Source organism: Psychrobacter celer (assembly GCF_016107555.1).
In the GTDB taxonomy this organism is placed as follows: Bacteria; Pseudomonadota; Gammaproteobacteria; order Pseudomonadales; family Moraxellaceae; genus Psychrobacter; species Psychrobacter celer.
In genome coordinates, this window is sequence record NZ_JABASU010000022.1 from 39,645 (window position 1) to 52,570 (window position 12,926).

The 12,926-nt window shown below is 47.5% G+C and carries 11 protein-coding genes; 5 read left to right on the top strand and 6 right to left on the bottom strand.

Going from position 1 to position 12,926, the window contains the following annotated elements:
- Positions 1-8: 8 nt before the first annotated feature.
- The 5 genes from JFC05_RS10100 to infA all read left to right on the top strand — a co-directional run bounded on the left by JFC05_RS10100 (position 9) and on the right by infA (position 6,102).
- Positions 9-1,865: a type IV pilus assembly protein FimV gene (locus tag JFC05_RS10100; RefSeq protein WP_198336796.1), complete on the top strand. Its 1,857-nt coding sequence runs from the start codon at positions 9-11 to the stop codon at positions 1,863-1,865.
- A gap of 51 nt (positions 1,866-1,916) precedes the next feature.
- A complete protein-coding gene (locus JFC05_RS10105; RefSeq protein WP_198336797.1) occupies positions 1,917-3,566 on the top strand; it encodes a FimV/HubP family polar landmark protein in 1,650 nt (549 codons plus the stop codon).
- A 214-nt stretch (positions 3,567-3,780) separates the two neighbouring features.
- A complete protein-coding gene (locus tag JFC05_RS10110) occupies positions 3,781-4,866 on the top strand; it encodes an asparaginase domain-containing protein (RefSeq protein WP_198336805.1) in 1,086 nt (361 codons plus the stop codon).
- A 64-nt stretch (positions 4,867-4,930) separates the two neighbouring features.
- Positions 4,931-5,773, top strand: coding sequence for a tRNA pseudouridine(38-40) synthase TruA (gene truA, locus JFC05_RS10115; RefSeq protein ID WP_198336798.1), 843 nt, complete (start codon positions 4,931-4,933; stop codon positions 5,771-5,773).
- A 107-nt stretch (positions 5,774-5,880) separates the two neighbouring features.
- Positions 5,881-6,102 (top strand): translation initiation factor IF-1, encoded by a 222-nt coding sequence (infA, locus tag JFC05_RS10120; RefSeq protein ID WP_021814850.1) that lies wholly within the window; start codon positions 5,881-5,883, stop codon positions 6,100-6,102.
- Positions 6,103-6,584: 482 nt separating this feature from the next.
- On the opposite strand, the gene JFC05_RS10125 is transcribed toward infA, so the two are convergent.
- The 6 genes from JFC05_RS10125 to leuC form a co-directional block, all read right to left on the bottom strand.
- Positions 6,585-7,718 carry a L,D-transpeptidase family protein gene (locus JFC05_RS10125; RefSeq protein WP_198336799.1) on the bottom strand — a complete coding sequence of 378 codons (1,134 nt, stop codon included), beginning with the start codon at positions 7,716-7,718 and terminating at the stop codon, positions 6,585-6,587.
- 392 nt (positions 7,719-8,110) lie between these two features.
- Complete coding sequence (leuB, locus tag JFC05_RS10130; RefSeq protein WP_192994570.1) at positions 8,111-9,214, bottom strand: 3-isopropylmalate dehydrogenase; 1,104 nt, start codon at positions 9,212-9,214, stop codon at positions 8,111-8,113.
- Positions 9,215-9,417: 203 nt separating this feature from the next.
- Positions 9,418-10,086, bottom strand: coding sequence for a hypothetical protein (locus JFC05_RS10135; RefSeq protein WP_198336800.1), 669 nt, complete (start codon positions 10,084-10,086; stop codon positions 9,418-9,420).
- Positions 10,087-10,223: 137 nt separating this feature from the next.
- A complete protein-coding gene (leuD, locus tag JFC05_RS10140; protein ID WP_198336801.1) occupies positions 10,224-10,874 on the bottom strand; it encodes a 3-isopropylmalate dehydratase small subunit in 651 nt (216 codons plus the stop codon).
- Between the two features lie 47 nt (positions 10,875-10,921).
- Positions 10,922-11,386 carry a hypothetical protein gene (locus tag JFC05_RS10145; RefSeq protein WP_198336802.1) on the bottom strand — a complete coding sequence of 155 codons (465 nt, stop codon included), beginning with the start codon at positions 11,384-11,386 and terminating at the stop codon, positions 10,922-10,924.
- A gap of 25 nt (positions 11,387-11,411) precedes the next feature.
- Positions 11,412-12,830 carry a 3-isopropylmalate dehydratase large subunit gene (gene leuC / locus JFC05_RS10150; protein ID WP_105246307.1) on the bottom strand — a complete coding sequence of 473 codons (1,419 nt, stop codon included), beginning with the start codon at positions 12,828-12,830 and terminating at the stop codon, positions 11,412-11,414.
- Positions 12,831-12,926: the final 96 nt, after the last annotated feature.

Below are 12,926 nucleotides of genomic sequence, written 5' to 3' on the forward strand. Positions count from 1 at the left end.
GGCTGCATATGTCTTGTCGTTTATCTCATCGTTTGACTCACGTACACCGTGCGGTATCGATGGCATTACTGTATTCGGTAAGCTATGCCGCCTTTGTCTCTAGCGCCCAAGCGGCCACGATTGGCAAGACCGTTGTGACCTCAGCACAGCATGAGCCTCTAAGAGCCAGCATCAGTGTCTCGGACATTCGGGCTGCTGATTTTTCAGCCAGCTTGGCCAACCCTGCTATCTATCAGCAAATGGGGTTGACGCCAACTGACTCAATGAGGGTACGTTTTCAGCCGACCTCAGAAACCAGCGGCCAAGTCTATATCAGTACATCAAAACCTGTTTCTAAACCCTTTGCCGATATTGTGTTGACCATCAATGATCAGGGTCAGCGTAATGTCGTGCCCAAAACGTTATTGATGCCGCTCGATGCCAGTTTACCCATCGATACCACCAAAAACATCGTAACAGGCGCAAAAAAGCCCAATTTACCTGCCGTATCCGCCAATAATGCCAAACCTTTGACCCTTAGAAAAGGTGCTCCGCCACCACTGATATCGGCATCAGCTGCAAGCTCATCGACAAGCGCTCCTACGGCCGTCAAACGGTCCGCGCCCAACGTGCAACTACCGAATACGCAAGGTGCCAATACGCAAAGCGCAAGTATTCAAACGCAAGTTGCCTCAGCCGGAATGCCTGCCAAGACATCTGTATCAGCAACTGACCATCTAGTCTATACGCCTAGCCGTTTAGACAATGGGCGTTTGGCAAATGACTTTGAGCTCACGGCCGCCAGTCCAGCGAAGAGCAATGCTAGCCGCCCCAACCCTGCCAGCCGCTTGGACAATGGCCGTTTGGCTCAAGAGCAAACCGCCTCAAGTGTTAGCACCGCGAGCGAAGCATCACCTGCTACGCAACACACGCTCGGCACAGCGCAAGCAGACAACGCATTAGATACGCTAAATATTCAAGTCACGCGTCAGATACAGCCGAGTCAGCAAAAAACCACGGGTGTGAGTGCCAGTATCGTAGCTGCCGCCCCAAAAAACGACGCAGCTCAAGACAACCAAGCCGCCGAGCAAGCGGCTTTGAGCACTGCACATACGGCAGCGGCAACGGTAATCGGTAGCAACATACCGGCTGATGCTGCCGCGCCCTCTCAGCCAAGCACCAACAATCAAACTGCGCCTACAAACCACGTGGCAGCAGACTCTATAGCAGACGCCAAAACGCAAAGCACGGCAAACTTTCAGTATCAAGTACAGCGCAATGACAGCTTATGGATCATTGCTCAGCAGATTGCCCAAGAAAACAATGTCGATATTCAGACCGTGATGAAACAGATTCAATCACAAAACCCCAATGCTTTTATCAATAAAAACGCAGACCAGCTCAAAGCCGACGCCAAGCTAAATCTGCCGAATTATGATGTATTGCCATCACAGCAAGCGCTAGAGGCCGCTATCAGCGCCCAAAAACAAAAATATCGTCGGCGGATAAATACCCCTGTCGCACAGCCAGCGCCTAAAGCAAAGCCCCATACAGCTAAAGCGCAAAACAACTCAGCGCCTGCAGCCAAGCCACAAAAAAAACCAACCATTACCAAGACCCTGCCAAGAGCGCAGTTTTCTGTATTGGCTCCAGGACGTGATGGCAATGCCGATGGCACCCAAACCAAATCAGCGGCGGCCACAGGCAATGGAATTAGCACAGACATACTAGCTACTTTAAAAGCATCACGGCAAGCGGCTGCCTCTCAGGCCCAAAGCTTCTCCAAGACCAGTAGCGCACTTGACAGTTATACGCGAAAAATTCAATTACAGAATCAAAAATTGGCAGAGCTGCAAGCTCGTCTCAAAAAACTACGCAACCAATAATTGCCTGATATAGCAGCGTATTATGCTGTAATCATAGGCGTGGGAGTAACAATGGACAATATGCTATACATCATCGCCGGCTTGGTACTGATTGTATTAATAGCGGTTTTAGTGATACGTAAAAACAAAGCGCAAAAACCTTCGGCGCAGCCTTATGTCAAGTCAGATAGACATGCCGCGGCACAGACACCAGCGCCAAAAGCAAGTGCGCCCGTACAAACTGACGTCAGCGGCGAAAACAAGTTTGACCCCATCACCATTGCCCAGCGCTTTATAGATCAGCAGCGTTATGACAAAGCGATTGAAACACTCAATCGCGGCTTGCGCGAAAAGCCTAATGACAGTCAGCTTTCTTTAAAGCTGCTAAGCATCTATGCGACGATCAATCAATCAGAGAATTTCAACAAAGTCTATGACACCATCAGCTCGCAAAATGACCCAAAAAGCCTTGCCTTAGCAGATGAGCTAAAGACCCTGTTTTTTGAAGAACAAAATCAAGTCGCCGCGCAAACCGCGCCCGTTGAGCAAGCTGCCGACTTTGAAAGTATAGATTTTGATCTGCCAACGACACATGCCAGTCCCACCCATGATGTGGCAGCTGATGATATCAGCGAGAGCGATGCCTCCTTAGCTTCTTCTGTCGAGACCCCAGCACTATCAGAACAAGTGCTGGCAGATGACAATACCGACACAGATTTTGCTTTGACGCTCAGTGATTTGGAAGCGGATTTAGATGAGCCAGCACCGGCAGCAGAGCCTACCACGGCAGCTGACGAGTGCACTGCGGCCACAGAAGTGGCTGAAGAGACAGATTTTAGCGAATTCGACTTTGGTCTTGAGGACATTGAAACAGCGCAGCCAGAGTCATCTGATGTCTCAACCCAAGCGGACAGTGTCGAAGCGGATACCACTGAAGCGCTAACGCTAGATGAAGAGGATTTCGTCTTAGATTTTGATGATTTAGTGACAGATATGGATTCAGAAGATGCTGCTGATAAAACAAGCACGACTGACCATATGACTGATGCGACCGCCCAAAGCCGCGACGACGACTTTGTCTTGTCCTTAGACGATTTGGATGACGCAGATGACTTAGACAGTGGCCTAAACAGCGACCTAGGCAATGACTTAAACGCTGCATCAGAGACGGCACTAGCAATTGAGACAGAGTCTGACTTAGCTGACTTAGATGTTGAAACAAACACTGATGAGCCTGTGCTTGATCTAAGCGATGAGATAAGTGACGAATTAAGTGATGACAGTATCGATATTGATGACTTAACATTAGACAGTGACTTTGCAGACATCAGTGATGACGCTACTCTTACTTTGACAGCAGCCTCTGAGCTGACTTCAAGTAGCCCCACATCGTTTGATGATAATACATTGATCGATGATGACTTTGACTTTGATGCATTATCAGATGAATCGCATACAGCAGCGAGCCCAGTTGCCCCAGTAGCAGCTCAACCTGCCGAGAGTATTAAAGAAGATAACGCTGAGGACTTCTCAGCACGGTTTGCCGCTGATTTTGACTTTGTCCAATCATTAGACAGCAATCAGGTAGCACTAGACTTGGCAGGTCAGTACCTGCAGCTAGGCGAGTACGATAGCGCCAAACGCTTGCTCAATGAAGTCATTTCTCAAGGCAATAGTGCACAGCAGCAGCAAGCGCAGTCGCTACTCGAGCGCACAGCGTAATTAAAAAGCAGGCTTTTTTATCAGCGAGTATTCTTGTGCCTTGAGAATACTTGCTTTTTTTTGCATTGAGCCTTTATAGTAGGGTCTGATTTAGATGACTATTGATGCAGTTGCGCAACTCATTGAGCAGTTCATTTGAGCGATTAAGCTGGGGCACCCTAGTTCTTATTTTTATTTACTTTTTATGACGGCGCCGACTATGCCCTCTTCTGTTATGACCAAGACGCTTACTGATCCCATCCAGCTGATTTATGCAGGCGGCACTTTTGGCAGTTATGGCCGGCCATTAGCACCGCTACCAGCAGAGGTGTTTTTACCGACGTTACAAACACTGCTAGCAGAGCCAGACCATGCCCACCATCTGCCGCCAATCTCTTGGCTAGACAACACTTTAATCAAAGACAGTAGCCAATTAACGCCTGTCGATTTTGTGCATTTTTACCAGCTGATACTAGCCGCCTATGCGCAGGGGCACAGACGTTTTGTCCTCATCACTGGTACTGACACGCTCAGTTATCTCGGGGCGTTTTTGGCAGAGGCCTTTGCAGGGAGTGATATCTGTGTGGCGGTCACTGGCAGTATGCGCCCGCTATTAGACAGCGAGATGCTACATACCTATAGCGTTGATACGCATAGCGATGCGTGGGGCAACCTAAACGATGCGTTAAAACTGGCAGCAGCGGGTGAGTCAGGAGTGAAAATTGCCTTTGGCGGCGAATCTTGGCCTGCACAAACGGTACAAAAAATCCATAGTCATGATCTCATGGCGTTTACTGGTCACTCTCGGGCAGCCTATCCTGCCAATAGTTATATAAAGCACTTGCCAGACGCCCGCCGCCAACACTGGCTCGAGGACCAACAAGAAGTCAGCAAAAGCATCGATGCTCGTGCCAAGCAAGCACGTATTCATGCTCTGTATTGCCTACCCAACGATACTGAGGTTATGAGCAATCAGCTACAGGCCCTACTTTCTCAGCCGCCATGTGGCATTATCTTATTAGGGTTTGGTGCAGGCAACGTGCCCTATTCAGCTGATTTGGCACAGGCATTGACCCTTACGCATCAGCATGGGCATATGGTGGTTTGCGCCAGTCAATCGCCTTTTGGCGGCGTGAGTGACAACTATGCGGCTGGCAGTTGGCAATATGAGTATCATGTCATCGCTGGCGGCCGGTTGACCATTCCAGCCATCTATGCGCGATTATTGTGGCTGCTGCTACGGTACGACAGTGCTACCAGACGCCGTCAACGCTGGACAAACAATGTCAGCCAAGCCAGCATCACCATCAAAAAGCGCTGATTTGATCGGTCTAATTACGACCATAAGAAACCCTTACCATTGACTTTATAAGCCACACATTATCATGTCTGAGATACTCCCTATCGAAACCGCCAGCAAAAACCCCACTTACACCCTAGCAATCGCTATTGAGTTTTTGGGTACGCAGTATCACGGCTGGCAGCGGCAACAAGAAGTGCTGGGTGTCCAAGAAGCCCTCGAAACCGCTATCGGCAAAGTCGCCAATGAGACCGTGGAAGTCGTCGCCGCAGGGCGTACCGATGCCAGCGTCCATGCCAGTAATATGATTGCCCACTTTACCACCCACGCCTATCGCCCGACTCATAATTGGCTTCGCGGTGTAAACAGTCTGCTCCCCGACGACATTGCGCTGCGCTGGATACAGCCCATGCCGAACGACTTTCATGCACGGTTTGGCGCTATCGCCCGTCGCTATCGTTATATCACCCTCAATCAACCCCAGCGCCCTGCTATCTTAAACCATCAAGTCACTCATATTTATGAACCACTTGACCTGGCCGCCATGCAGCAGGCAGCAGCGGATATCGTCGGTACGCACGACTTTAGTAGCTTTCGCGCTGCCGCTTGTCAGTCCAATCAGCCAGTGCGCTCAGTCAGTCATGCCAGATTATTTGCCCATGGCCAGTTTATCGTGTTTGACATTCAAGCAGATGGCTTCTTGCATCATATGGTACGCAACCTAATGGGCACCTTGTACGCTATCGGCAAGCACGAGCTCGAGCCGGCTGATTTTTTGACTATTTTGGCCAAAAAAGACCGTACTATTGCACCACCGACCGCCTCTGGTGACGGCCTATACTTTATCAATGCTTACTATCCCGAGCATTGGCAAAAACTATTGCCCACCGCGCCTCTTACGCCCCTTTGGCTAAACCTGCCTGACTGATATACATATCGATTACAAGCTGTCAAGCCAAAACCAGGTTCTGTATTGCTTTAATACGCTAGCTTGCGTATAATATGGGCTTATTTTTAACTGATTGATACAAAATTATGGCAAAAGACGATATTATCGAATTTGAAGGCGAAGTCATCGACACCCTTCCAAACACATTGTTTAAAGTTCGTTTAGAAAACGGACACGAAATCATCGCGCATATCTCTGGTAAAATGCGTAAACACTATATCCGTATCTTGACTGGCGATAAAGTTAAAGTCGAGATGACCCCCTATGACTTATCAAAGGGCCGTATCACCTATCGTGGTAAAAACTAATTGCGATAAAAATCGACTTTAATAAAATCGATTTTCTTAAACAGTGATGACGATTACGCGGTTATGACAAATCTCATCATTACCAAATGACGCAGTACTTGCTAAGACGTTTTTAAGAGCATTTTTGTGAATGCTTGGGTGGTTTAACAGATAATAATAATGAAAATGCAAACCTACTCATTATTGGCTATCAATGTTTTGTCTTACAAGTTAGTCAGGTCAATATAAAAAAGATATGGCGAGACTCGAATAAGTTTTTTGCGGCATCGAGCGGCGCTGGCACAGCACGCAAGAAGAATTTGTACCAATCTCGCGAATTTATGCTGTGTATCTTTTTTATTTAGTAATGACTATATCCGCCATACCCGCATAAAAATACCGCTAACTGATGGTTAGCGGTATTTTTTTGGCGCATTCATAAAAACCCGCCTTTATAAGCAAAAAACTTTGATGGTTTCATGCTCTTTGTCTTTTGCCTGAAGCTATTTGAACTCTACCGTAGCCCCATCTTGTATGACACCCAATAGTGCCAAGGCATCCCAGTTGGTCAGACGCACGCAGCCTGCAGATGCTTGACGGCTGATACGGGCAGGGTCCGGTGAGCCATGAATACCATAAGAGGGTTTACTCAGGCCAATCCACACAGAGCCGACTGGGTTGTTAGGGCCTGGCGGCAAGATAGCTTTGCTCCCATCATTGGCAGTATAAGTATAGTTGGGCTCATGAACCTTGACCTCTACTGTATGCGTGCCTGATGGCGACGGAGTGGCTGTACTCCCTACTGTCGTCGGATAACTGGCAACCAGTGTCCCTTTGTCATCGTACGCATATAGCGTCTGGGTGGTTTTGTCAGCGACCACACGGCTAACGGGCGCGGTGTTAGGGTTTCCTGGATTATAGACCGTTATGGTCTCACCCGCTGAAAAGCTGGCATTGGGGTTTAGGGTTTTGAGATATTTTTCACTCATGTGAAACTTCTCTGCCAATGCCTCTATCACATTTTCATAGTACAAACCCTCTAGCTCCGCTTTTGCGGTAGCGCCCGCTGGGATAGTAGTGGTTTTGATATCGACATCCGCGTCTGTCAGTTGGTAGCTGACCAACACAGGCTGCGTCATAAGCGCCTTATCACTCGTGAGGGCTTGCCAAGTCTCGGTATTTAGAGCCTCTGTGACACTTAGGCCATTGGCTTTTTGAAAGGCTTGCATGGCTTTTTTGGTGTTTTTGCCCCAGTATCCATCGACCGCACCCACGCCACTGTGATGCCAGTTTAATAATGCTTGTAATTTGGTGCCAATCGTCCGATCGATATTAGTACCAGGCGTCCAACTGGCGTCGTTTACTTTTTTTGCCATCGCTGGCAAATTCTCGGTGCTGTATTTAATGGTAGGAAGCAGCTTATTAAGCGACATCGACGTTTTGTTATCGCCAGTCAGTTTTTGACTGACGCCATTGGTAACTGGGCTGACGTCCTTAGTGGCGACGGACTTGCTCATTGCTGCCTGAGCATCGCCCACGGCATTGTCTGTATCGGCGATAACGCTTTGCCCTATCAATACGGCAGCTGACAAACCAACCGCGGCGAGCGCTGCGCTGACTTTATTTAAATGATACATGTGTGCTCCTAGCATTTTTATCAGGTTTTATTGTTATATCAATTATTTTTATCAGATTGTTTTTTATAATCAGATTATTTTTTATAAATTGTATACGTGAAATATGGTGCCATATCGGTCTGTGAGCATATAACACCTTTATGTTAATAAGACTGGCTTTCTGCACAAGCTGTGTTAATAAAAGTACTTTTTTGCGGATAACAGGTTGGTTATGTTACCCATCGCAGCCAACTGTTAAACAAGTATAAAAAAACCCATAAACTGCAGAGCAATTTATGGGTGCTAAATTTATAAAATGTGACGATTTAACAGTCAAGAAAAGAACAGTCAGACTTTAAATGAGTCGTCAGACTTTGTATATGGCTTTTTGTAGGACGCGATATCACAGGGCCTTATACCAATTTTGCCAAAACGGCTTGTCCCATTTGCTGACAGCCAACTTGGGTCAATCCGGCTTCACTAGGATCTAAAATATCGAGCGTACGAAGTCCATCATCCAGCACGTCGCTGACTGCTTGTTCAATGGCTTGGGCGGCCGTTTCTTGTTTAAAGGTATAGCGCAGCATCATAGCAACAGATAATATCGTCGCTAGTGGGTTGGCCTTGTCTTGCCCTGCGATATCCGGTGCCGAGCCATGACAAGGCTCGTACATGCCTTTTCCTGACGCATCAAGACTGGCTGATGGCAACATACCAATGGACCCTGTCAGCATCGCAGCTTCGTCAGATAAGATGTCACCAAACATATTGCCCGTCACCATAACGTCAAACTGTTTTGGGTCTTTGATCAGCTGCATACACGCATTATCAGCATACATATGTGATAACGCCACATCACCATACTCAGCCTGCTGCATCTCAATCATCGTCTGCTTCCACAGCTCAGTGACCTCTAAGACATTGGCCTTATCCACTGAGCAGACTTTGGCAGCACTACCTGTCGCGGCTGCCCGCGTTTTTGCCAACTCAAATGCCACCTTGCCGATACGCTGAATCTCGCTTGTGCTATATACCATGGTGTTATAGCCTTGCTGCTCACCATTATCTAGCGTACGAATACCGCGCGGCTCCCCAAAATAGATCCCGCCTGTCAGCTCACGCACGATTAGTAGATCGAGACCTGAGATGATTTCAGGCTTAATGCTCGAGGCATTGGCCAACTGGGGATACAGCTTTGCCACACGTAGGTTGGCAAACAAGCCAAGCTCACCGCGAATCTTCAGAAGACCACGCTCAGGACGCTTGCTGCGCTCGATACCATCCCATTTTGGACCACCGACCGCGCCTAGTAATACTGCATCGGCGGCACGGGCACGAGCCAAGGTCTCATCTGGTAAAGGCACGCCAGTCGCATCGATGGCGACGCCGCCGATCAGTCCAGATTCGAGGGTCAAATTTAACGCAAACTTATCATTGACGGCATTTAATACATCAATGGCTTGGGTCATAATCTCAGGGCCGATGCCATCGCCCGCTAGTGTCAAAATCGTTGCCATACTGATCCTTTTTGATAGATTTTTATTGAATAATATTGCTATGGGTTTTTGCTAAAACGTACAAAAAGATATACCCTCGCTACAGCGTATTTCGCGGCTTTTAAGGCGCGTCTTTATCCCAAAACTGCGTTAAACATGAAACAAACGACAGTCAAGCAGGCTATCTAGCACAAATAGATGACACCGACGTATTAACCAGATTTTTATATACGGGTTTCTACAAACTCACCTCGATGCTTGCTATCTAACTGTTTACAAAACCGGCGCTGTACGGTACTACCCTGTAGCAGCTCAATGCATAAAGGCTCGGGCGACGCGGTCTCTAGCAAGCTGCCTGACTTGTTACTAGGTTTTTTTTGATAAGCACGTAACTGATAAGTCCCTGCCTGAGTAAAATCATGAATCATGGCAAAACGCTCAACATAGCCCACGTTGTTTTCTGGATAGAAGTTGACGTGAATTTCGCGCTTGGCTGGCATGACTCTGGCATAGTAATTGGTCAATCCTGGCATTGCAGAGGCGGATAGCGGCACTATCTTGATCGACTTTTTATTGGCAAGCGGCGTCATCTCTGTACTGGTTGGGGCCTTTTTTGCGCCCTCTGCAAGCGTCGTCACCATGGCTGGATTTACCGGCTCGTGACTGTCAGGAGCGATGACGAGTGTTTTGTCTATCTGCACGATTTCGCAATGATAGGTTCCAACACACGCGATACTTACCTCGCCTGCGACTGGCTGAATATGGCCTGCCCATACTTTGGCATTTTCGGCTTCATCGATTTTTTGATAACCGGTTAATAGCTGGCAGCCTGACATTAAAAAACTGGCAGCAATCACTGTACTGGTCCACAAAGCATAACGTGTTTTATTCATAATGGCGGCTACTGTTAATAGTAAGGAAGATAAAAACAACACAACGACCCCCTTATTTTAGCCAGTTCACCGCCATAACTCAACGCTGCATTACTATTGTTCAGCACGTTGCCCACCGCGGTTAAGAGGCGCTTTGTTTATGCTTGTACGTCATTAAATACCCAAGGTGTTTTTTGTTTCATCTTGTCCTCATACGCTTTGATGGCGTCGCCTTGCTGCAAAGTCAGTCCGATGTCATCAAGACCATTTAACAAGCAATGCTTACGAAACTCATCGACCTCAAAAGCGTACTCTTCTCCGCTTGGGGTGATGACCACTTGGCGCTCAAGATCGGCGGTGAGCTCATAGCCTTCATTGGCGAGCGTCGCTTTCATCAAAGTATCGACAATAGCTTCATCTAAAACGATGGGCAACATGCCGTTTTTAAAGCAATTATTGTAAAAAATATCTGCGAAGCTCGGTGCGATAATCGTGCGAAAGCCATACTCCGACAGTGCCCAAGGCGCATGCTCACGGCTTGAGCCACAGCCAAAGTTTCGGCGAGCCAGCAAAATGGTTGCACCTTGATAACGCGGCTGATTTAGAACGAAATCTGGATTAATCACGCGAGTGCTACTGTCTTGACCCGGATAGCCTTCGTCAAGATAACGCCAATCGTCAAATAGATTGACGCCAAAACCGGTACGTTTAATGGATTTTAAAAATTGTTTGGCGATAATTTGGTCGGTATCGACGTTTGCGCGATCGAGCGGACAAACGATACCCGTTTGGGTGTTATAAGCTTGCATAGTTTTTCCTTAAAATATCGATTACTAACGTAAATTTTTTTGACGGTCTAATGAATCTTAAAAGAGCGGGCCATTTGTTTAACAATACTTGTCATTTTAGTTTTTTCACTTTCAGGATAGTTCAGATGTAATACTGCTTCCTGACCATCCTTAACTTTAATAACATGATAAAAAACTTGACCGTCTTTTCTATAGCCGCTTGCTGTATAGGTTTTATCTTTTAACAGCTCGTAAGTAACTGTCATGCCTGTTTTATATCGATGCTGCTTCTCTTTTAGATAATCACTATCTGTATAAAAGAAAACAGTTGGTGTATTACTCCCAAAGACCAAAATAGTGGCATTAGAATTGGGTAACTTAAAATGACGACCATCACCATTATTTGCCTCAGGCAACCATGTCAATTGATTTGGCACATCGACACAATAAGCAAATCTTCCATTACAGTAATCACGAGCCATCGCTAGCTGAGAGCTACCCAATAAGCAAAATAAAACAAACAGCATTTTCATTTTTATGCTCTATAGAAATGCAAAGTTAAAACGTACGCACGTCCACAAAGTGACCCGCCAATGCTGCTGCTGCTGCCATCGCGGGGCTGACCAAATGCGTACGACCACCATTTCCTTGACGGCCTTCAAAGTTACGGTTAGAGGTTGAGGCACAATGCTCTCCAGGCTCTAGCTTATCGGCATTCATCGCAAGGCACATCGAACAGCCAGGCTCACGCCACTCAAAACCCGCCTCCGTAAACACGGTATCCAAGCCTTCTGATTCTGCCTGCTGCTTGACCTGCCCTGAGCCCGCCACAACGATCGCCTCCTTGATATTGTCAGCGACTTTGCGGCCTTTGATGACCGCAGCAGCATCACGCAAGTCTTCGATACGCGAGTTGGTGCATGAGCCAATAAAAATACGATCAAGCTGGATATCGGTAATCTTTTGCCCTGCACTTAGGCCCATATAGGTGTATGCGCGTAGCCAGCCTTCTTGTTGCGCCTCATCGATAGCTTCGTCAGGTGTCGGGACAGACTGAGTGACATCGACGACCATTTCAGGTGACGTGCCCCAAGACACCTGCGGCGCAATCTCACTACCATCAATCTCAATTACGCTATCAAATACGGCATCATCATCTGAGTATAACGTACGCCAATAAGCTTCGGCTTGCTCCCACTGCTCCTCGGTCGGCGCATAAGGACGACCTTTGACATAGTCAATCGTCGTATCATCGACCGCCACCATACCAACGCGCGCGCCCGCCTCAATCGCCATATTACAGACGGTCATGCGCCCCTCCATGCTCATATCTTCGAACACTTGCCCTGCAAATTCAATGGCGTATCCTGTGCCGCCTGCCGTACCGATTTTGGCAATAATCGCTAGCACCACATCTTTTGGCGTCACGCCAGCGCCAAGCGTACCATTGACTCGGATTTGCATATTTTTTGATTTCTTTTGAATCAAACACTGAGTGGCTAGTACGTGCTCAACCTCAGAGGTACCGATGCCATGCGCTAAACAACCTAGCGCGCCATGAGTGGCGGTATGTGAATCACCGCAGACCACTGTCATACCGGGCAACACCAAGCCCTGCTCAGGACCGACCACGTGCAAAATACCTTGACGCGCATCATTGATGGTAAACTCAGCAATATCGAACTTGCTACAGTTTTCATCCAACGTCAGTACCTGCAGGCGCGATACATTGTCTTTGATACCCGACACGCCCTCTAAGCGCTCTTTGGTCACTGTTGGGACGTTATGATCTGGGCTTGCGATATTCGCAGACAGACGCCACGGTGTACGATTGGCCAACTCTAAGCCTTCAAAAGCTTGCGGACTTGTCACTTCGTGCAGCAAATGGCGATCGATATAAATCAGGCTCGAGCCATCATCACGCTTGGTGACTTCGTGAGCGTTCCAAAGTTTGTCATATAACGTTTGACCGGCCATATTGCTATCCTTTATTGATTGCTAATTGCTAATTGCTCAGTTTTTCACTTACTTACTATTTTCACTTACTTACTATTTTCACTTACTTACTATTTT

Excerpts from the sequence above, each read along its gene's own strand:
- truA (WP_198336798.1), top strand. The coding sequence starts at position 4,931 with ATGTCTGAGATACTCCCTATCGAAACCGCCAGCAAAAACCCCACTTAC.
- leuD (WP_198336801.1), bottom strand. The coding sequence starts at position 10,874 with ATGCAAGCTTATAACACCCAAACGGGTATCGTTTGTCCGCTCGATCGC.
- leuC (WP_105246307.1), bottom strand. The coding sequence starts at position 12,830 with ATGGCCGGTCAAACGTTATATGACAAACTTTGGAACGCTCACGAAGTC.
- JFC05_RS10145 (WP_198336802.1), bottom strand. The coding sequence starts at position 11,386 with ATGAAAATGCTGTTTGTTTTATTTTGCTTATTGGGTAGCTCTCAGCTA.
- JFC05_RS10105 (WP_198336797.1), top strand. The coding sequence starts at position 1,917 with ATGGACAATATGCTATACATCATCGCCGGCTTGGTACTGATTGTATTA.
- infA (WP_021814850.1), top strand. The coding sequence starts at position 5,881 with ATGGCAAAAGACGATATTATCGAATTTGAAGGCGAAGTCATCGACACC.
- JFC05_RS10100 (WP_198336796.1), top strand. The coding sequence starts at position 9 with ATGTCTTGTCGTTTATCTCATCGTTTGACTCACGTACACCGTGCGGTA.
- JFC05_RS10110 (WP_198336805.1), top strand. The coding sequence starts at position 3,781 with ATGACCAAGACGCTTACTGATCCCATCCAGCTGATTTATGCAGGCGGC.
- JFC05_RS10135 (WP_198336800.1), bottom strand. The coding sequence starts at position 10,086 with ATGAATAAAACACGTTATGCTTTGTGGACCAGTACAGTGATTGCTGCC.
- leuB (WP_192994570.1), bottom strand. The coding sequence starts at position 9,214 with ATGGCAACGATTTTGACACTAGCGGGCGATGGCATCGGCCCTGAGATT.
- JFC05_RS10125 (WP_198336799.1), bottom strand. The coding sequence starts at position 7,718 with ATGTATCATTTAAATAAAGTCAGCGCAGCGCTCGCCGCGGTTGGTTTG.